General features: G+C 67.6%; 15 protein-coding genes. 5 read left to right on the top strand and 10 right to left on the bottom strand.

Translation table 11 applies throughout. The annotated features are described in order from the left end of the window. Positions 1 to 133: 133 nt before the first annotated feature. The gene (locus tag ACPTTC_RS34630; RefSeq protein WP_423395861.1) at positions 134 to 310 is read left to right on the top strand and encodes a CsbD family protein; all 177 of its coding nucleotides are present in this window, start codon (positions 134 to 136) and stop codon (positions 308 to 310) included. Between the two features lie 116 nt (positions 311 to 426). Here the strand turns inward: ACPTTC_RS34630 and ACPTTC_RS34625 are convergent, their stop codons facing one another. Both ACPTTC_RS34625 and ACPTTC_RS34620 read right to left on the bottom strand, forming a co-directional pair. Further along, complete coding sequence (locus tag ACPTTC_RS34625; protein ID WP_175966123.1) at positions 427 to 765, bottom strand: hypothetical protein; 339 nt, start codon at positions 763 to 765, stop codon at positions 427 to 429. A 73-nt stretch (positions 766 to 838) separates the two neighbouring features. Beyond that, entirely contained in the window at positions 839 to 1,033 is a 195-nt protein-coding gene (locus ACPTTC_RS34620; RefSeq protein WP_098553546.1) for a hypothetical protein, read from the bottom strand. 263 nt (positions 1,034 to 1,296) lie between these two features. Between ACPTTC_RS34620 and ACPTTC_RS34615 the strand changes: the two genes are divergently transcribed. Beyond that, entirely contained in the window at positions 1,297 to 1,569 is a 273-nt protein-coding gene (locus tag ACPTTC_RS34615; RefSeq protein ID WP_175965990.1) for a hypothetical protein, read from the top strand. Between the two features lie 52 nt (positions 1,570 to 1,621). Continuing rightward, positions 1,622 to 1,801: a hypothetical protein gene (locus ACPTTC_RS34610; protein WP_098553544.1), complete on the top strand. Its 180-nt coding sequence runs from the start codon at positions 1,622 to 1,624 to the stop codon at positions 1,799 to 1,801. 64 nt (positions 1,802 to 1,865) lie between these two features. On the opposite strand, the gene ACPTTC_RS34605 is transcribed toward ACPTTC_RS34610, so the two are convergent. The 4 genes from ACPTTC_RS34605 to ACPTTC_RS34590 all read right to left on the bottom strand — a co-directional run bounded on the left by ACPTTC_RS34605 (position 1,866) and on the right by ACPTTC_RS34590 (position 12,650). Then, on the bottom strand, positions 1,866 to 3,047 hold the full coding sequence (locus ACPTTC_RS34605; RefSeq protein ID WP_423395860.1) for a DesA family fatty acid desaturase: 1,182 nt from the start codon (positions 3,045 to 3,047) through the stop codon (positions 1,866 to 1,868). A gap of 86 nt (positions 3,048 to 3,133) precedes the next feature. Further along, the gene (locus ACPTTC_RS34600; protein WP_226248737.1) at positions 3,134 to 3,334 is read right to left on the bottom strand and encodes a glycine zipper 2TM domain-containing protein; all 201 of its coding nucleotides are present in this window, start codon (positions 3,332 to 3,334) and stop codon (positions 3,134 to 3,136) included. Positions 3,335 to 3,513: 179 nt separating this feature from the next. Beyond that, positions 3,514 to 12,138 carry a GH36-type glycosyl hydrolase domain-containing protein gene (locus ACPTTC_RS34595; protein ID WP_423395859.1) on the bottom strand — a complete coding sequence of 2,875 codons (8,625 nt, stop codon included), beginning with the start codon at positions 12,136 to 12,138 and terminating at the stop codon, positions 3,514 to 3,516. A gap of 59 nt (positions 12,139 to 12,197) precedes the next feature. Then, complete coding sequence (locus ACPTTC_RS34590) at positions 12,198 to 12,650, bottom strand: type II toxin-antitoxin system HicB family antitoxin (RefSeq protein WP_423395858.1); 453 nt, start codon at positions 12,648 to 12,650, stop codon at positions 12,198 to 12,200. Positions 12,651 to 12,977: 327 nt separating this feature from the next. Between ACPTTC_RS34590 and ACPTTC_RS34585 the strand changes: the two genes are divergently transcribed. Continuing rightward, entirely contained in the window at positions 12,978 to 13,850 is an 873-nt protein-coding gene (locus tag ACPTTC_RS34585; protein ID WP_423395857.1) for a slipin family protein, read from the top strand. Positions 13,851 to 14,057: 207 nt separating this feature from the next. Here ACPTTC_RS34585 and ACPTTC_RS34580 read toward each other — a convergent pair whose 3' ends face one another. The 4 genes from ACPTTC_RS34580 to ACPTTC_RS34565 form a co-directional block, all read right to left on the bottom strand. Then, on the bottom strand, positions 14,058 to 14,903 hold the full coding sequence (locus ACPTTC_RS34580) for a hypothetical protein (protein WP_423395856.1): 846 nt from the start codon (positions 14,901 to 14,903) through the stop codon (positions 14,058 to 14,060). A gap of 277 nt (positions 14,904 to 15,180) precedes the next feature. Further along, positions 15,181 to 15,891, bottom strand: a complete 711-nt coding sequence (locus ACPTTC_RS34575; RefSeq protein WP_423395855.1) for an outer membrane protein — start codon at positions 15,889 to 15,891, stop codon at positions 15,181 to 15,183. Positions 15,892 to 15,989: 98 nt separating this feature from the next. After that, entirely contained in the window at positions 15,990 to 16,628 is a 639-nt protein-coding gene (locus ACPTTC_RS34570) for a response regulator transcription factor (RefSeq protein WP_423395854.1), read from the bottom strand. Next, positions 16,625 to 18,058 (bottom strand): sensor histidine kinase, encoded by a 1,434-nt coding sequence (locus tag ACPTTC_RS34565; RefSeq protein ID WP_423395853.1) that lies wholly within the window; start codon positions 18,056 to 18,058, stop codon positions 16,625 to 16,627. Before ACPTTC_RS34565 ends, ACPTTC_RS34570 begins: the two co-directional genes overlap by 4 nt. Before the next feature lie 411 nt (positions 18,059 to 18,469). Here ACPTTC_RS34565 and ACPTTC_RS34560 point away from each other — a divergent pair, with 411 nt between their 5' ends. Beyond that, complete coding sequence (locus ACPTTC_RS34560) at positions 18,470 to 19,300, top strand: response regulator transcription factor (RefSeq protein ID WP_423395852.1); 831 nt, start codon at positions 18,470 to 18,472, stop codon at positions 19,298 to 19,300. The last annotated feature ends 92 nt before the right edge of the window (positions 19,301 to 19,392 follow it).

Below are 19,392 nucleotides of genomic sequence, written 5' to 3'. Positions count from 1 at the left end.
GACTTCCATCGCGATTGCGCTCAGTGTGTCTTCGGGCGCACCGGTTGTTCCGCGTAAAGCGCCCGATACGACGCTTCGATGGTTCCAGGTTTCGTACCGATCAAGCAGGCGACCCATGTCAAGGAGCAGTGTGATGAACAGGGATCAGGTGAGAGGCCGCATCGCGGAAGCGAAAGGCAGACTGAAGGAAATGGTCGGCAGGATCATGGGAAATCGATCGACCAGAATGCAGGGCACGGTCGAGCAGGTCGTCGGAAAGACACACGCGTCATTCGGTGACGCGAAAGAGCAATTCAGGAAGCGGCCGTAGGGGGTTCGCGCGAACGGTTCCGTAGCGCCGCGCGATTGGGCTACGTGATGCGGATTCACTGGATGTTGACCGCGCGTGCAGGCAACATCCGGCGAGACCCGTTTCCCGACTGACCGTCACGATGCCGCAATGCGTCGGGGGTGGTGGTCGCCATGCGCAGCGGCAAGCGGCTTGTGCTGCTCGTTTCCCACGCCGGGAAAGAACGCGTCCCACGCGTCCCGGACACCTTTCGCCGCGGTCGCATCTGCGGTCGCATCCACTGCGTCGCCCGACTTGTCCGGATCGGAGCGCAAGCCTCGCCAGCGCGTAAAGGTGAGCATCGGTTTTTCCGTCCATTCGCCATCGCCAAACTTCGCAAACGCCGTGTCGCCGCTCACCAGTCTCACTTCATACCATCCGTCGCGAACGGGCGCGTATTGGTCCAGCGCAAACCATCGTGTAGATTGGGTTTTCATCATTGCCTCATGGATCCATGAATCGTTGTACAGGACAAAATCCGGTCTCGCCTGGTCGACGCATGCGCGCTAGCTAGTCCGCACACCGATTCAGCCACAGACGGCCTGCCGCCGTCATGTTGATCGAACCGCCGGTGCGCGACTCGTATGCAAGCCCGTGAGCCAATAGTTCATCGGCTATGGCGCGTGGAATATCAGCCTGGGAATCCGGAATTCGATCAAGCGATTTGAGGGTCTCGACGACCTCGAGTGAAAGTGGGATGCACATGGCGGCCTCCTCGGTGTTGAGTTCATCGTGAACCGGAAGACGCGCGTTGGTCTGTACGGTATCGACTATTTGGAAGCAGATTCTTCCGCAACCGCACCGCAACCCGGTGATCGACCCGCATCGAAAATATGCTTCGGCATCCGATATTGTTATTGCGAAACCATTGTCGAGCGCGCACACTGAAGATACCTGCCGGCTTGTTGTCAAGGCATCGGCGCCCTTGAATCCTTCGGCGCCAATCGTTGCTCTGTCAGGAGCAAATCATGACCATCCCCACGCTCGAATATCGCGGACATGAACTCCGCGTCTATTCACAAATGCTTTTCCCGCCGTTCGGCGATCCCCACGCTCCCGGCCCGAAGCGTTTTGCTTCAGTCGTTCGCATCGACACGATTCCGGCGACCTCCGCAACGGCACCGCGTTACTCGACCATTTTCGAGCATGGCGCTCCGCAAACGGCGGCGCTCGCACTCGATCTGGCGATGCAATTCGGCAAGGACATCGTGGACGGCAAGATCGCCCCTGCGGCGATCTGATCCGTGCGCCACATCCGACCCGACGCGAGCACACCTCACTCAGGAGCGATCCATGAAATATCACTCAGGCACCTCAATCGATCGGCGCGATGACGCGACCCGGCAAAAGCAGCGGGATGATCTGGCCCGTGCCGACGTCGAACGCGCCGAAAAGCGCATCCGCCAAGATGCCGGCATCAATTCCAATGCGAGCAAGTGGCGTTATTCGCGTCCAGACAATCGGGCGAGATAAGCTGTGCTAGCACCGCACACTGTGGCAGGCCGGTCCCGCATGGCGGGTCACCGGCGTGCCGGGATCACGCATACCGGCGCAGACGCATCGAGAAATCGGCAATCGCCTTGATGCCGCTCTGCTCCGCGCAACGGCACCAATCCTGCAACTGAACCAGCAATTGCTCGTGCGACGCGTGTGACCACGTCCATAGCTCGAGCAACGCCTCGTACATATCGACGTACACGCGCATTCGCCGGTTCGCATTGGGGCTCGTCAGCGCCCGCAGATCGGGCTTGCCCCGATGGCCCCAGGCCTGGCGCAACCAGCGTTTCATGGCGAGCGCGAACGCGCGCTTGTCGTCGCGGCTCATGTCCTTGATACGGTGCAGTTCCCGCCGGCAGGCGGGTTCGAGCATGCGCGCATAGGCGGCCATCACCGCATGGCGGTTGCGGATGACCGCTTGCAGCGTTGCGTCGTCGACCACTGCCTTGTTCGGGAGCAGGCGCGGCTTCGTAGCGACGCGCCGAACGGTCGCCAGTCTCAACGCCGCCAACAGGCGGATGTACAGCCAGCCGATGTCGAACTCGAACCATCGGTTCGACAGCCTGGCGGACGTCACGTATGCGTGGTGATTGTTATGCAGTTCTTCCCCGCCGATCAGGATGCCCAGCGGGAAAATGTTGGTGCTCGCATCGGGCGTCGCAAAATTCCGATAACCGCTGAAGTGGCCGCAACCGTTGACTACGCCGCCGGCCCAGAACGGAATCCACATCATCTGGATCGCCCACGCCGCCACGCCGGGCAGCCCGAACAGCCCGACGTCGATCACGGCGAGCAACCCGACGCCGAGATTCGGATAGCGGGCATAGACGTGGCGTTCGAGCCAGTCGTCGGGCGTACCCGATCCATACCGGCGCAGCGTTTCCTCGTTCCGCACTGCCTCCCGGTACAGTTCCGCGCCACGAAGCAGCACAGTCGCGAGGCCACGGGTTCGCGGGCTATGCGGATCCTCCGGGGTCTCGCTTCTCGCGTGATGCTTGCGATGCACCGCGACCCACTGCAGGGTCAGCATGCCGGTCGTCAACCATAGCCAGAACCGGAAAAAGTGGCTGACGCACGGGCGCAGATCCAGCGCCCGATGCGCCTGACAGCGGTGCAGGTACACGGTCACGCTGATGATGGTGACATGCGTGAGCACGAACACGACCCCCGCAAGCTGCCACCAGGGCAGCCTCAGCTCGCCGTTCAGGAGAAATGCCAACATACCGGTCGCACTCCGGGTCACACACGTATTCGCGCGCTTCGCCGCGACGGCGAGTGCGCGTGCCGATTCCCTACCCGTCGGCCGGCCTATTTCCCGACCTGGTTGCCGACAACGCCGCCGACGGCCGCGCCGCCCACCGTGCCCAACGCACTGCCGCCCGTCAGGACCGCGCCGGCGACGCCACCGACACCCGCCCCGATCACGGTATCCGTTCCGCGGCGAGACATACCGCCGCAACCCGCCAGCACGACGATCGTCAACGTGACGATCGCCATCTCGACTGCCATGGAATGTAGCTTTCTCATGATCATCCCCTCGGGTTGCCGCCGCGCCGTCCGATCCGGCACGACGCACGGAAGCCCATGCGCTGACATCCCGATGAAGTTCGGGACGTCGGTTCATGATGGGCGGTGAATCGCGCACAGTCCGTCCGCTAACGTACCGGCCCGGATGCCGCCCCGTCGCCTCACAGAAGCACCGCTTGCGCCGCCCCCAGCGTCACGACCACGCTGTGACGCCGACCGTCGTCCACGAGTCGCACCATCGCTTCTCCGGCGGCGAGCCGCACGCCATCCACGACGAGGCGGGACACGCCGCCGCTGACGTCGTCCGGATTCTCGACGACGATGTCGTAGTGCGACGCCCCGTGGCGCAGCGTTGCCCTGAAGCCCGGCCAGGATCGCGGTATGCACGGTTGAATGGACAGCAGGTCGCCATGCCTGCGCAGGCCGAGCAGGCCTTCGATGCCCGCACGATATAGCCAGCCCGCCGAGCCGGTGTACCAGGTCCATCCGCCACGGCCGACATGCGGCGCGACCGAATAGACGTCGGCCGCGACCACGTACGGTTCCACCCGATAACGATTCGCGCCGCTGCGCGTGCGGCTGCGATTGACCGGATTGAGCAGCGCGAACAGCTTCGCGGCGCGATCTCCGTCACCCATTTGCGCAAACGCAAGCACCGACCACGTGGCCGCATGCGTGTACTGGCCGCCGTTTTCCCGGATGCCCGGCGGATAGCCCTTGATATAGCCGGGATCGACCGGCGATCGATCGAACGGCGGCGCGAACAGCAATGCCAAGCCATCGTCGCGGCGGATCAGCCGCGCCTCCAGCGCGTCCATAGCCTGCGCGGCGCGCGCCGGGTCCGCCGCGCCCGACAGCACGCTCCACGACTGCGCGATCGCGTCGATCGCACATTCGGCGTTGCCGGCCGAGCCGAGCGGCGTACCGTCGTCGAAGTAGCCACGCCGATACCACTCGCCATCCCACCCCGAATCGGCAAGCGCATCGCGCAACGCGCCGGCGCGCGTCAGCCAGCGCGCCGCCAGTTCGCCCGCGCCGCGCGCCGTGGCGAGCGGGGCGAACGCCGTGAGCGTCGCATGCAGGAACCACCCGAGCCAGACGCTTTCGCCCCGCCCGGCCTCGCCGACCCGGTTCATGCCGTCGTTCCAGTCGCCCGTGCCGAACAACGGCAGGCCATGCTCGCCGACCTGCGCGAGACTCGACTCCAGCCCGCGCACGCAATGCTCGAACAGCGACGCGCTCGTTTCCGAGACGCGCGGGATGAAAAACGCGTCGTGCTCGTCGGCGGCCAGCGGTCGCCCGTCGATGAACGGGATCGACGCATCGAGAATCGCGCGGTCGCCGCTGACGTCGACGTAGTGCGCAACCGCATGGGCGAGCCAGACGCGATCGTCGGAGATCCGCGTGCGTACGCCGCTGCCGCTTTCGGGCAGCCACCAGTGCTGCATGTCGCCCTCGGGAAACTGGCGCGCCGCCACCCGCAGCAGATGCTCGCGCGTCAGGGCCGGGCGGGCGACCGCGAGCGCCATGCCGTCCTGCAGCTGGTCGCGAAATCCGTACGCGCCGCTCGCCTGATAGAAGCCCGCACGCGCCCAGATCCGGCACGACAGGGTCTGGTACAGCAGCCAGCGATTCAGCATCAGATCCATCGCGCGATCGGGCGTTTCGACCTGAACGGCGCCGAGCGTCTCGTCCCAGAACGCCGTCACGGCGGCGAATATCGCGTCGAGATTCGCCTGACGGTAATGCGCGATCAACTGTCGCGCCGTTGCCGCATCGGCGCCTTCGCCGAGCAGCAAGACGATTTCGACGCTGCCGCCGGGTTCGAGATCGACCGTGGTCTGCAACGCGGCACACGGGTCGAGCCCGGCGCCGACGCGGCCCGACAACGGCGACGCGCCGGCCCTCCCCGGAAAACCGGCGGGATCGCTCAGGACGCCATTGCGGCCGATGAACTCGCGCCGATCCGCGCTCCACGAGGTTTGCAGGCCGCATAAATCGGCGAACGCCACGCTGCCGCGATACACCTGACTCCAGTCGTTGCGGGCAAACAGCGCGCCGGTCGGCGGATCGATCTCGCTCGCGGTGTGGGGCGCCGCGACGCTGCGCGGCGCCCCCAGCGCCCACTCCGCATAGGTGGCGACCGACAGCCGGCGGCGCCGACTCGACAGGTTGCGCAACGTCAGGCGGGAAATCTTGACAGGATCGGCCAGCGGCACGAACTGCAGCAACTCGACGGCGACGTCGGCGGCGGAATGCGCAAACCGGCTGTAGCCCTGGCCATGACTCGCCACGAAAGCGCTCGCGCTCGGCGCGTCGTCGCCGATCGAACCCGCCTGCGGCCCCCAGCGCACGCCCGTCTCGTCGTCGCGGATGTAGAACACTTCGCTCGGCGGATCGGTGACCGGGTCGTTCGACCACGGCGTCAGCGGATGCTCGCGGCTGTTCGTCACCCAGGTATAGCCGCCCCCCTCCGCCGATGTCAGGAAGCCGCACGACGGATTCGCGACGACGTTGACCCACGGCATCGGCGTGCATTGACCGGGCTGCAGGATCACGACGTATTCGCGGCCGCCGCGCGCGAAACCGCCGATGCCGTTGAAGTATTCGAGACCGGCGCCGGCCTGTGCGCCCTTCGGTGACGGAATCGCAGGCGGCAGCAGCGGCGGGCTCGCGGCATCCGGGCGCGCGGGCAGCGGCGAAGCCCCGAGGCGCCGCAATTGATCCACCAGACGGCCATTGCGCGCGGCAAGCACGGCCCGCGCAACGGCCGGAAACAGCGCGCGCGCCGCCACCGCCATCAGGTCCTCGCGCAGCACGAAAATACTGCCCCGTCCGGCTTCGCCCGGCGGCTGCCGGGGCCGCACCAGCCCCTCGAGCGCCGCCTGCAAATCCTGCACATACGACGCCGCGCGCTCGTTGATGATGACCAGATCGACCTCGAGCCGCTTCATCCGCCAGTACTCGTGCGCGCGAATCAACTGCCGCACCATGGCGATGTGCTCGATGTCGTCGATCCGGACCAGCAGTATCGGCAGATCCCCCGATACGCCATGCGTCCATAACGGCGACGCGCCCACGCCGCCCGCCGCCGATATCGCTGCCGCATGGCGCAGCAGCGCCGCGGAGCCCGGCCGCATCGACGCATCGCTGTAGAGCATGTATCCGGCCAGCTGCTGGAACAACGCGGCCTCGTCGAGGCTCACCGCGCTGTGCCGCAGTTGCACCTGCGCCTGGGTCCACGCGAGCATCGCCGCACGCGCGAACGATTCGCCGTCGCGATGCTTGTCAACCAGATCGAGCAACTGCGCGCGCGAATCCGCGACGATGGTCCAGTAGACGATGCTCGCCTTCGCGCCCGGCTCGATGCGCAGTTGCCGCCGCAACGTGAACGCCGCGTCCAGCACCGCGCCTTCGGAAGCGCTCAGCGCACGCCGTTCGGTCAGCGCAAGCGGCAAGCGAACGCTGCGTCCGCGTCCGATGACACGCAATCGATCGGTATCGAATTCTTCCGCGCCGACGGTTTCGCCGGCAGTCACCGCCAGATGAGCGGCCCAAACCTCCGCCTCGTTCGGCGCGCGCTTGCGGCGCGTCGCCAGGATGGCGCCGGATGCCGGCATGTACTCGGTCTCGATGAACAGCTTCGAGAATGCGGGATGCGCGTGATCGGCGGCGGCCGGCGCGAGCACGATTTCCGCGTACGACGTGAATTCGATCACGCGCGGCCGGGTGCCCGTGTTGGCTACCGACACCCGACGCACCTCTGCGTCGTCCTCGGCGGATACCACCACCTCGAGCGACGTCGTCAAGGTGCCGTCGCGACGCACGAACTCGGCGCGATCCTCGGTGAACGTCACGTCGTAGCTGTCCGGCACCACGCCAGTGGGCTGCCATGTGGCCGACCAGACGTCACCGTTCTCGGCGTCTCGCAGATACAGATAGCTGCCCCAATCGTCGCGCGTCGCGTCCTCCCGCCAGCGCGTAACGGCCAGATCGTCGCGACGGCTGTAGCCGGACCCCGCGGCCGTGAGCATCACGGCATAGCGGCCGTTGGACAGCAGATGCGTGACGGGGGCGGGATCGTTCGCGGACAGCAGGCGCCGCGCCACGCCGGCATCGATCCCATGCATCCTGCCGGCGGGGCGCGTGTCGACCCGCGGCCGCCCTGCCGCGACCCGGCCCGGCACCCGCTCCTGCAACAGCAGCTCGGTGGCTCGAACGGCCGGTTCCGCATGGAAGAAGGTACGAATGCGCCCGCCCAGCAACGCATTGGCGATCGCCACGATCGACATGCCCTGGTGATGCGCCATGAACGCCTGCACGATGGCAACCGGCACGCCTTCCGGCACGCGTGCGGGCGTATAGTCGAGCGCTTCGTAGAAGCCGAAGCGCCCGCACGCGCCGGCCGTGCGCAGCCGTTCGAAGTTGCACGCGGCGGCATGCGGCGCGACCATCGCCGCTAGCGCGGTCGCATAGGGCGCGACCACCAGATTCTGGTCGAGATCGCGCTTGAGCCCCAGCTCCGGCACGCCGAAGCTCGAATACTGATAGGTCAGCTCGATGTCGCGCGTGTTGTACGCCGACTCGGACATGCCCCACGGCAGCCGCAGCCCGTCGCCATAGGCGATCTGCCGACGCACCACCAGATGGTTGGTCCGCGCGAGCAGGCTGCTGTCCGGCGCGCGCATCACGAGCGACGGCATCAGGTATTCGAACATCGATCCCGACCACGAGACCAGCGCGGCGCCGTGCCCGATCGGCGTCGCCAGGCGGCCGAGCCGGAACCAGTGGCGCGCCGGGACATCCCCTTTCGCGATCGCGACGAAGCTCGCCAGGCGAGCCTCCGACGCCAGCAGGTCGTAGTTGCCCGGATCGCGCTGGCCGTCGGCCACGGCATAGCCGATCGAAAGCAGGTTCCGCACCGGGTCGAGCAGAAAGCCGAACTCCATCGCATAGGCCATCTGCAACGCGGAATCGGCCAGCACCTGAAGACGCTTGTTCAGCACGTCCGCTTCGTCCGGCGTGCGCGTCGCGTCACGACAATGCCCTTGCACCCCGTGCTCCAGCGCCTGCGCCCAGAACAGCACGTCGTCGACGTCGCCGCCCCGCACCCGGCCGACCTCGTCCATCAGCGCGCGCGCGACGTCGGCGACTGTCGCAGCGAGGATCGTGATCGCGTTCCATTCCGTCGCGGCGCGGCCGTCCGTCGCGGCGAGCGTGTCCTCCAGTTCGGTCGCGGCCCGCTCGAATTCGCCGTGCAAGGCCGTCCGGGCGTCGCCATTTCGGCACACGGCCTTGCGCAACAGCGCCAGCGTATCGCCGATCCCTTCATGCGCGGCCTGCCATCCCACGCCAGCGGGCTGATTCGCCCACGCCCGGCAACCGTTGCCGAGCGCGATCAGGTGCCCGGCAAGATTGCCGCTGTCGACCGACGATACATACCGCGGCTCGAGAGGCCGCAGGTCGCGCGTGTCGTACCAGTTGTAGAAATGGCCCCGATAGCGCGACATCAGCCGCATCGTCGCGAGCGTCGCCTCCAGCCGCGACACCGCGTCCAGCGTGCCGAGCCAGCCGAACTCGCGGGCGCTGACGACGGACAACAGGTACAGCCCGATATTGGTGGGCGAAGTCCGGCGCGCACAAACGGGCTTCGGGTCCTCCTGGAAATTGTCCGGCGGCAGCATCTGATCGTCCGCCGTCACGAACGTCTCGAAATAACGCCAGGTCCGGCGCGCGTCGCGCCGCAGTTGACGCGCATCGTGCGGGGTCACCGCCAGTTCGCCCGCCGGCCGTGGTGCACGGCTCAGCCAATACGCGATCGCCGGCGCGGCGAGCCAGACGAGTGCGAACGGCACGGCCAGCCAGCCCGTATGACGATCGAAGCGCCAGCCCGCCGTCAGGCTGGCAGCCGCGGCAAGCAGCGCGAGCGTCACGCCGCCGCGCATTTGCAGATAGGTGGACGCGAGGGTCCGCCGGTCGCGCGCGCCCGCTGCGGCCGCTGTCGTCCATTCGAGCAGGTGGCGACGGCTGATCCCCAAGCGAAACAGCGTGCGCGCGATCGCGTCGCCCATCGACCACGCCTGCTGCGGCAGCATGACGATCGACAGGCCGAACCGCGTCAACGCGAAGCGCAGCTCCATCGACCACGCATGGAGCACGCTGCGCGTCGTCATCCTGACATGCGTGCGCCGCCAGCGCGGCACCAGTCCGCTCAATACGGGCAACAGGAACGGCAGCGCGATCGTCACCAGCACGAAGGCGCTCCAGCCGAGCGATACGGGGAGCGGCTGCATCCATCCGGCCAGTAGCGCGATCAACATGGCGGGCGCCGTGAGCGTGCGGCGCAGGTTGTCCAGCATCTTCCAGCGGCCGACCGCCGTCAGCCGTTCATGGCCGGAAATCAACCAAGGCAGGAGCTGCCAGTCCCCGCGCGCCCACCGGTGCAGGCGTCCCGCCGCGACGTCGTAGCGGGACGGCGACGCTTCGACGACCTCGACATCCGACGCCAGCCCGGCCCGCGCGAAAATGCCTTCGAACAGATCGTGACTGAGCACCGTGTTCTCCGGCACGCGGCCGGCGAGCACCGCCTCGAACGCATCGACGTCGTAGATGCCCTTGCCCGCATAGGAGCCCTCGTCGAACAGGTCCTGGTAGACATCCGATACGGCCGACACGTAGGGATCGATGCCGTGCGCGCTCGACGACACGCGCTGGAACAGCGACCCCTCGTCGCCGCTTGCGAGGGACGACGTGACGCGCGGCTGAAGCACGCCGTAGCCTTCGACGATGCGCCGGCTCGCCGAATCGAATACCGGCCGGTTGAGCGGGTGCGCCATCTTGCCGACCAGGCGGCGCACGGTATCGCGCAGCAGCCGCGTATCGGCATCGAGCGTGATCACGTAGCGCACGTCAGGCGGCACGCGCGGCGGCCTGCCTGCCAGCGCGACGAACGTCGTGTCCGACGCCCCGCGCAGCAACCGGTTCAGCTCGTGCAGCTTGCCGCGCTTGCGCTCCCAGCCCATCCAGCACCGTTCGCCGTCGTTCCACACGCGCTTGCGGTGCAGCAGCAGAAAGCGCTCGCCCTCGCCCGGCGCCGCCGGATAAAGTCGATTCAACCGGTCGATACCCGCCGCCGCGGATGCCAGCAGCCCATCGTCGCTGTCTGCGTGCGGGGTGGGCGCGTCCACCCAGTCGGAGAGCAAGGCGAAGTAAAGCGCGCCGTCAGGGCTCGCCAGGTGATGAATTTCCAGTTGCTCGATCTGCTCGCCGAGCGCCGCTTCCGTCGTCAGCAGCACCGGCACGACGACCATCGTGCGCAGGCCCGGCGGAATGCCGTCGAGCAAGGCGAGGCCGGGCAGGATCTTCGCACCGACATCGCGCATCACGCTGCGATTGACGAGCGCGATCGCGGTATCCAGCGCGGGTAGCAGGCCGGCGACGCCGAGCCAGATCAGCCAGTGACCGGGCGGCTCGATGCGAGTGAGCCACGCCAGCATGGCCGTGAGCAGCAGTGCCGCAATCAGCCCGATACGGCCGAGATAGCCGCCGAGACCGGCGTGGCGCGTCAGGCGCCGCAACCACAACGCAACGGGCGGCCGATAGCCGATCTCCGCCTCGAACGCGGTGCGGCCGTCCGCCAGCAGGTAGTAACCGGGGTCCGTCTCGCGGGCCGGCACCGCGCCGCCGGCCGGCACGCGGCTCGCCCCTTGCGCCGCTGCATCGGCGACGACGCGACGGGCAATCTCGAGTTCGCTGACGGGCGCGCCGCGGGCAAGCGCTTCCACCGCGTCGCGATACAGGTTGCGCGTGGGGAAATCCATCTCCGCGAAGCCCGGATGGCTGCGCAGCACCTGATCGACCAGGCTGATGCGCTCGAACAGATCGGTCCAGTCCACCTCCGAAATCAGCCGCATGCTGGTGATCACGTTGCGCACGGTCAGGCTGGCGGCGCCCTGCTGATGGTTGACGGAGGCGACGATCTGGTCCGGCGTCGCGCCGCGCGCCGCCAGGTGCCGATGCAGCCACGCCAGCGCCGGCGCGACGGCCGGATCGGGATCATGCAGCCGCTGAATCAGTTGCACCGCGAACGCATCGTGCAATACGGCCTGCTCATAACGGGCGACGAGCGGCTCCGTTTCCACCCGTGCCTGCCCGCGTTCGCCGAGCAGGCGATCCGCGAGCGCGTCGGCGTCGAGTCGCGCGTGCCGATCGTCGATGATCTGGTCCGCGAGTCGCCGCAGGTTTTCGATCAAGACGATCCGCAGCGTGATCGCCACTGCCCACAGTTCGCCGATCGTCAGCGGTTCCACGGCCTGATAGGCGAGCATGAAGCGGCATAGCATATCGGGATCGAAGCGGCTGTCCGTATGGGCGACGAATGACCAGTTGATCTCGAATACGCGCGGATACCCGGCAAACGGCCCGTTGCCGAGCTTGGGCAGTTGCCGGTAATAGCGCGGGGAAAGATCGTCGCGGATCTGCCGTACCTGCTCCGCGACAAGATAGTAGTTGTCGAGCAGCCACTCCGCTGCCGGCGTGATTTCCTCGCCGCGCGCATCCGCGGCCACCGTGTTCCGGTACGCCTTCAGCAGATGATCCGCGTTGTCCTTCAGCCGCGTCGCCAGAGACGGGCCAGAGGGCGCCCCGGGAAGTACCTTCTGCGCACGCGCCAGACTGCCCGCATGCTGCGCAAGCCGTTCATCGCCGAAGAACTCCTCGCGAATCGGCCGTGCATTGCTCCATGGCGATGTCCGGCGTCGCGAAACACGCGCAACGTGAATCTTCAACGCACCTTCTCCCAATGACCGCACCACCCGTCCGGCGTCATACCCGGTGCGTCGCACCATCAACCCGCCTCCGACAGCGATTTCGCGATGGGTTCGAAACGCACGTCGCGATGCTGCGCGGATCGATCGGCGGCGTTCGCGCACGCCATCGACACGAACGCATCGCGAGTCATGCGCAGCGCGCTCGCCGTCATGTCGATGTCGCGCACGATGCGCTTCGGCAGGCACAGCGCGATCCGCACGGAACTCGAGGTCACGCCGGTCAGGTCGATATCGAAGAACCGCCAGATTCCGTTACCCAGGTCGACATCCGACGCCTGCAATATCGCCATGTCCGTGGTCGGCGGCGGCACGAGACGCGCGGAGCGGTCATAGCAGGCCATGACCTGTCGCGCCGCGGCCGCCTGCAACTCGCCATACGAGTCGCCCTCCACATCGATTTCCGGAAAATCCGGAAGCGCGCCGCGATAGCGGGGATTCCCGTGATGCGTGATATAGACCGGATATTTCATGAACCGCTCCCGACAGAAAATGACGACGAACGTCATCATGCGTCGCGGCGGCCCGACGAGTCGGTACGCTGAAGAACAGTCTGCGGGGCACGTTTCGTGGTGACCTGCCCGCCGTTCACACCCCGGATCGCCCGATGCCTCGCCACCCGGTCAGTCAGGCACAACGCGCTCGATCGAGGTACGGCACCGTACCGATCGGCACTGCAATGGCGCGCACACTCACATCAAGGGCCTCTGTCCCTGTTGCCAGAATGCCCAAGACGACCTGGGTGCGGCGTGCTTCATCGCTCATCCGGCAGGCCGTTGTCACCCAAACGGAGCCTCACCATGAATCCCGTCACACTCGTTTTATCGGCTGCGTTCGTCCTCGCGGCATTCGCCGTCGGCGCGTGGGGCTACCTGTATCTCGCGGTCTCCCTTTTTATCGTCGCGGTCCTGATCGCGTTGTCCGTGCGGGTCGCCAACGTCTGGGAAAAGTTCGTGATCCTTCGGATTGGCAAGTTGCAAAGCGTCAAGGGTGCCGGTTTCTTCATGATCATTCCAATCCTGGACAATGTTGTCGCGATCATCGACGAACGTATTCAAACCACCGCCTTCAACGCCGAACAAGCGCTGACCAAAGACACCGTTCCTGTCAATGTCGACGCCGTGATTTTCTGGCACGTCCATGACGCGCAGAAAGCCGCGCTCGCCATCACCGACTACCGGCAAGCCATTGACCGCGTTGCGCAAACCTCACTGCGGGAAATGATCGGGGCATCGATGCTGGCTGCATTGTTGTCGGATCGCAAGGCGGCCGACATGCACTTGCGCGACGAGATTGGCAGAAAGACCGTGGAATGGGGCGTGACCGTCCGCTCGGTCGAGACCCGCGATGTCGCGATCCCGGTCGCGCTGCAGGATTCGATGTCGCGCCAGGCGCAAGCCGAGCGCGAAAAGCAGGCACGGGTGATCCTCGGCTCGGCGGAGGCCGAAATCGCCGCCAAGTTCGTCGAAGCGTCGCAGGTCTACGAAAATCATCCGGGTGCGCTTCAGTTGCGGGCGATGAACATCATCTACGAAACGACGAAGGAACGCGGCGCGACGATCCTGATTCCCAGTGCGATGGTGGACAGCCTGAATCCGGTGCTCGCGCTTGCGATTGCCGGGCATGACGCGGCAGGCGCCGCGCCCGTGCCTTCGCTCAAGACAGCGGCGTAATCGCCAACTGGCATTCACTCCGCTGCGACGCCTTGCGCAGATCGCCCGGCGAGTGCATCGCGCCTCGTCCCGTCAACCGGTACACCTGTTTTGCACTTCGACCCGTGCAACACCTGCCCCCGGAGGGGGCGCGTTCGCCGATTTCGTCGCGGCGCGTGATGGCGAGCCCGGCGCGCAGTCGCGCGCCGTTCGCGCGACGCCCGGGCCTCAGGGTTCGATCAGGCGCGAATGGTCGGTGAAGGCCACGCCCGTGTCGGCCGGGCTCGCGAGCTGCGCGGACTGGCGCGCGGGTTCGCGCGTCGCGGCCAGCCAGCGCGTGAACTCGGCGGCGGTCATGCCGACCGCCGCGGCCGAGCCCGACGACGATGCCGCGGCAAGCGCCGCGTCGTCGTGGCGCGCCGCACGCACCTTCGGCGCGGCGGCACTCGCGGCGGCCGGCGCAACCGATGCGGTTGACGCCGCCGGCGGGCGGGCCGGGGCGATGCGGGCGTGCTTGCGGCTCGGTGCGGTCGCGGGCGTCGGTGCGGCGGCGGGCACGACGGTCGTGACGATCTCCTGCGGGTTCTTCGCTGCCGGGCTATCCGTCTGCATCGCGAACGATTCCTGCCGATCCGCCACCGGCTGCATGCTTTCCGGCGCAACGACGGCGGCCACCGGCGCCGCGACGCCCGCCTCCGGCGTTACCGAGATCGCCGCCTCGTAGAACGTGTCCGGTGACGGCGCACGCTTGCGGATGTCGATGATGTGCGTCGCCGCGACGCATACGGAGCCGAACACGAGGCCGACGAGCAGCGTCATCAGCGTCGGCCGCAACCGGCGCCGGCCGTGCGACGCCGCCCACGCGCGATTCTCGGTGCCGAAATCCGCCGCCCGGACAGCCGCGATGCGCGGCGCCTCGAACGGCTCGCGCGTCACGCGCAGATCGAACACGCTCGGCCGGGGCCGCCGGCTCGCGACGAACGGCGTGCGCCGCCGGCCATACGGCGGCGGCACGTCGGAATATGGATGCGCGAGCGGTAGCGCAAAAACGCCGGTGATGTCCTGCATGCCCATGATGATATTGACGCGGCACTGCACGACGTCCGCCGTGACGACCCGCGCTCCCGTAGAGTGACTCGATGATGGCGAGTATCGCCGTTCGTGCCGCGCGCCGTAAATCGGACCAGGCCGGATCGGCGCGTCGATACCGTCAGCCTGGTCCTACCGGCGGGCGAACGGCCGCGCCGGATGCGCGCACCCCAACCGGCCGCGACGCACATCGATCCCGTCATTCATCGTCAACGCCCGGCGAGCCTGCCGGCCCGTACGCATCGGGCCGATCAGGCAGCGTTCAGAACCGGCCGCGCAGGCCGATGAACACCTCGTTCGACGACAACTTCGACTTCAGCTGCTCGTCGCGCGCGAGCACGCGGTTCGCGAACGTGTTGTAGCCGGTCTCGACGTTGCCCATGTCGACATAGCGATATCCGACATCGATCGAGAAGCGCTTGTTGATCGCATAGCTGACGCCCGCGCCGGCCGAATACGCGAGGTTGGTCTGCGTGCGCGACGCGAAGCGGCGCGTGTCGTTGGTCTGCCAGCCGTCGGCCGATACGATCGCCACGCCCACGCCGAGCGTGCCGTACACCGAGAAACCGCGGCCAAGATCGAAATCCTTGTAGCCGTTCAGCATCAAGCGCTGCGCCGACACGTGGAACTCGTTCGCGTTCGCGTCGAACGGCGCCCAGTAGCTGACGAAGTTGTCGGTGCGCTTGAACGTGTATTCGCCTTCCGCGCGCCAGCCGTTGCCGAACTGGTAGCCGAGCGCCACCGCGCCCGTCACGCTCGAATTGCCGTCGGGGCCGCCGACGCGATTCGTCACGCGCGGGCTCGTCAGTTCCATGTTGGTTGCGTTGTCGAACGCGCCGACCACGCGCGCGGTGGCGTAGTAGCCCGCGTCGCCCGGGTTCTGCCGCTTCGTTTCCGGTGCAATCGTGTCGGCCAATGCAGCGCCCGAGAACAGCAGGGCGAGCGACGACGGGAGGGCGAATTGCTTGATCATGAACAGGCGTCCTTCTCGATGATTCGTGGAAAACCTCATCGTAAGGAGTGCACCGCATTCGCAGAACCCGTTCGCCTACGGGTTGCGCCTCCGTAGCGCTACGGAGGCGACGCCGCCGCGAACGCCGCATAGTCGCGCACGAGTTCGACGAGCGACGCCGCGTGCAGCTTGTCGAACACGTTCGCGCGATACGTCTCCACGGTGCGCGGCGACAATCCGAGCACGCGTGCGATTTCCTTGTTGCTGCGGCCGCGCACGATGCCGTCGAGCACCTCCCGCTCGCGCATGCTCAGCGTGGCGACCCGCGCCGCGCGCAACTGCTCCTCGCCATCACCGTCGCGCCGGTTCTCGTGCTGGCGGATCGCCTGCTGCACGGCGTCGATCAATTCGTCGTCGTCGACGGGCTTGCGCAGGAAGTCGCTCGCGCCGCGCTTGAACGCGCGCCGGCATGCATCGACGTTGCCGTGGCCCGTCAGCACGATCACCGGCAGTGCGCGCCGCGCGCTCAACCGGTCGAGCGCGTCGAGACCGCTCATGCCCGGCATGCGCAGGTCGAGCAGCACGCAGCCGAGCGCGCGATCGTCGGCGTCGGCGAGAAACGCCTGGGCGTCCGCATAACAACGCGTCGGCAGCCCGACCGTGCGCAGCAGCAGCGCGAGACCGTCGCGCACGGGTTCATCGTCGTCGACGATCGCGACGATCGGCATGTCGTGCGGCATCGCTTGTGTCCCGTTCATGCGCCCGCCTCCTCGGCCAGCGGCAGCAGCAGCGTCGCCTCGACGCCGCCCGACGGCCGGTTGCGGATCATCAGCGTGCCGTCCTGCCGCTGCGCGAGCGTGTCGCACAGCGGCAGCCCGAGGCCGAGCCCGTTGTCGCGCGTCGTGAAGAACGGCTCGAACAGGCGCGGCAGCGCGTCGTCCGGTACGCCGGGGCCGTTGTCGACGACGCTGAAGCGATAGTGCCGGCCCGCGCGGCCGCCGCTGATGCGAATCTCGCCGAACGGCATGCCGGCCAGCGCGTCGCGCGCATTGCGGATCAGGTTGTGCAGGATCTGTTCGACCGCGACCGGCTCGGCCACCGGCGCGGCGCGCGGCGCCGCGTTGTGCCACTGCAGCGCGATGCCTTCGCGCGCGAGTTCGTCGCGATGCAGGAACAGCACGGCCTCCATCACCGCATCGGGATCGAGCGCGAGGGCGCGTCCGCCGCCGGCCGACGTCATCGCGCCACGCAGCCGGTCGAGGATCGCCGCCGCGCGCTTGGCCTGCGCGACGCTCGACTGCAGCGCGCGCCGCACGCCGTCGCGTTCGGCCGGCAGGTCGAGCATGCGTTCGGCGGCGCGCGTATGCGCGACGATCGCGGTCAGCGGCTGGTTCAGCTCGTGCGCGATCCCGGCCGCCATCTCGCCGAGCGTGTCGGGGCGGCCGAAGCGGTCGATCCGCTCGCGCGCGTGCTCGCGCCGCCGCGCTTCCCGCAAGCGCCATGCGCCGAGCGCACCCGCGACGAGCAGCGCGGCCACCGCGTTCCACAGCGCGATCGGCAGCCACGGCAGGTCGGCCACGGTCAGCGTGCGCGTGGTCTTCAGCACGAACGCCTGCGGCTGCGCAGGCAGGCGCTTCTCCAGATGCATCGTCCAGCCGAACGGGGTCGCGGGCGCGTCGCGCCGCAGCAGGCCGAAGGTGCGATCGCGCAGTTGCAGCGTCGCCGACGACAGCGCATCGGGCCAGTCGCCCGGCTGCAGCAACCGGCGCGGATCGATCAGCACCGCCCATCCCGTATCGCCGACGAGCCAGTAGCCGCCGTTCGCGTCGAACGTCAGCGCGAACGTCGCGGCGCCGTCGCGCGAGGGCACGCCGGCGGGCAGCCGCCCGCCCGTGCCGAGCCACCCGCCGCCGCGCTGCCGGTGCGCGAGCGCGTCGAGCTGCGGCATGCGCTCGCGCAGGCTGTCGAGCATGTTCGACGGCGGCGCGGACAACGCGGTGGCGCCGAGCGTCGCGAGGATCGCTTCGTGCTGCGCGGCCTTCTGCGCGAGCAGGCGAATCACGATGCTCGAGTTCTGGAAGAAGCGGTCGTGCGCGTCGGCGACGAAGCGCGACGTGACGAACGCCGTGCCGGCCAGGCTGAGTGCGAGCCAGGCGAACAGCACGGCGGCGCGGAGGGAAGGTTTCATTGTCGTTGGCGGAAACGGACGGCAGGCAAAACGCAAGGGATGCGCGGCCGGCGCACCACACATCGCACATGGCGCACGCATCGGCTGCAAGGTTGCATGCGCAACGACATGAAAATGCCGCCGCGCCACGCGGGTTCCGTCACATTGTCGGCACGACGCCGCTGCCCATGGTCCGATAACGCCGACGGCAACGGTCAGCCCCGTCCTAAATCGCGGCACCGCCCGCGCTTTCCGGAAAAAACCTGCAGAAAACCCGCGCACATTCGGACTGGGCCGATGTTCTTGCGATGCCGAACACCCCACAATGGCCTCACCTGCCGCTCGCTGCCTGGATGCGGGCGGCCGGGGTTTCCATAGTCGATATTTGTCCCGCCGCCCCCGGCGGGATCTTTTTTCCGAAGCCGTTGCATCGTGACCGACGCATCTCCGCTCGCCATCGCAATTCTGACGATCGACCACCCGAGCCGCCACGCGTTCGACGATCGCCTGCGCCGCGCCGGATACGGCTACGACCGCCTGCGCATCGACGACATCCTCAGGAAATCCGGCTACCGCCCCACCCGCTTCGAATACCTGCCCGAGCTGCTGTCCGCCTGCGACGCGCGGCCGTTCGACCTGTTCGTCGTGCAGTGCGAATCGGCCTGCTTCCGCACGCTCGAGGCGATCCGCACGCTGCGCGCGCGCTTTTCGGATACCGCGCCGATCCTGTCGATCAGCCAGCGCGACGACAAAACGGCGCGCGCCGTCTGCTTCGCGGCGGGCGCCAACGAGCACCTGCCCTACGCGTCGCCGCCCGAGCTGCTCGTCGCGAGCGTATCGACCTGGCTCCGATGGGCACACCACCGGACCACGCATCATCGGCACTGGCGGGTCGGCCGCTTCGAGTTCGATGCGGCCGAACGCACGATCCGCGTCGGCGGCCGCGAGCACGTGCTGACCGAGAAGCACTTCCAGATCACGACGGCGTTCTTCCTGAACATGGGCCGCGCGCTCGGACGCGCGCACCTGAGCCAGCTCGTGTGGGGCTCGCTCGTCGCGACGGCGAGCCGCCGCGTCGATACGCACGTCGCCGCCCTGCGCGACCGGCTCGAACTCGACGGCCGGCACGGCGTGCGGCTGATGACGATGTACGGGTTCGGCTATCGGCTCGTGATGTGCGAACCGGGCGATACCGGCGGGACCGACGAGGCCAACGAAGCCGACGAGGCCGGCACCCTGCACGACATCGACGGCATGCCCTGAACGCCCGGCCGTGCAAGCGCGGGCCCGCGCTGCCGCCATGCAGCACGGGAACGGGTCCGACTCCATTATCATGGCGGAACCCTGGCCGACTC

Source organism: Burkholderia mycopellens, assembly GCF_964265025.1.
In the GTDB taxonomy this organism is placed as follows: domain Bacteria; phylum Pseudomonadota; class Gammaproteobacteria; order Burkholderiales; family Burkholderiaceae; genus Burkholderia.
The sequence above is the reverse complement of the archived record's forward strand: the minus strand, read 5'-3'. Positions and strand labels throughout refer to the sequence as shown.

Coding starts and splice junctions, on each gene's coding strand:
- ACPTTC_RS34615 (WP_175965990.1), top strand. CDS start 1,297: ATGACCATCCCCACGCTCGAATATCGCGGACATGAACTCCGCGTCTAT.
- ACPTTC_RS34565 (WP_423395853.1), bottom strand. CDS start 18,058: ATGAAACCTTCCCTCCGCGCCGCCGTGCTGTTCGCCTGGCTCGCACTC.
- ACPTTC_RS34620 (WP_098553546.1), bottom strand. CDS start 1,033: ATGTGCATCCCACTTTCACTCGAGGTCGTCGAGACCCTCAAATCGCTT.
- ACPTTC_RS34585 (WP_423395857.1), top strand. CDS start 12,978: ATGAATCCCGTCACACTCGTTTTATCGGCTGCGTTCGTCCTCGCGGCA.
- ACPTTC_RS34625 (WP_175966123.1), bottom strand. CDS start 765: ATGAAAACCCAATCTACACGATGGTTTGCGCTGGACCAATACGCGCCC.
- ACPTTC_RS34610 (WP_098553544.1), top strand. CDS start 1,622: ATGAAATATCACTCAGGCACCTCAATCGATCGGCGCGATGACGCGACC.
- ACPTTC_RS34630 (WP_423395861.1), top strand. CDS start 134: ATGAACAGGGATCAGGTGAGAGGCCGCATCGCGGAAGCGAAAGGCAGA.
- ACPTTC_RS34605 (WP_423395860.1), bottom strand. CDS start 3,047: ATGTTGGCATTTCTCCTGAACGGCGAGCTGAGGCTGCCCTGGTGGCAG.
- ACPTTC_RS34580 (WP_423395856.1), bottom strand. CDS start 14,903: ATGGGCATGCAGGACATCACCGGCGTTTTTGCGCTACCGCTCGCGCAT.
- ACPTTC_RS34590 (WP_423395858.1), bottom strand. CDS start 12,650: ATGAAATATCCGGTCTATATCACGCATCACGGGAATCCCCGCTATCGC.
- ACPTTC_RS34600 (WP_226248737.1), bottom strand. CDS start 3,334: ATGGCAGTCGAGATGGCGATCGTCACGTTGACGATCGTCGTGCTGGCG.
- ACPTTC_RS34575 (WP_423395855.1), bottom strand. CDS start 15,891: ATGATCAAGCAATTCGCCCTCCCGTCGTCGCTCGCCCTGCTGTTCTCG.
- ACPTTC_RS34570 (WP_423395854.1), bottom strand. CDS start 16,628: ATGAACGGGACACAAGCGATGCCGCACGACATGCCGATCGTCGCGATC.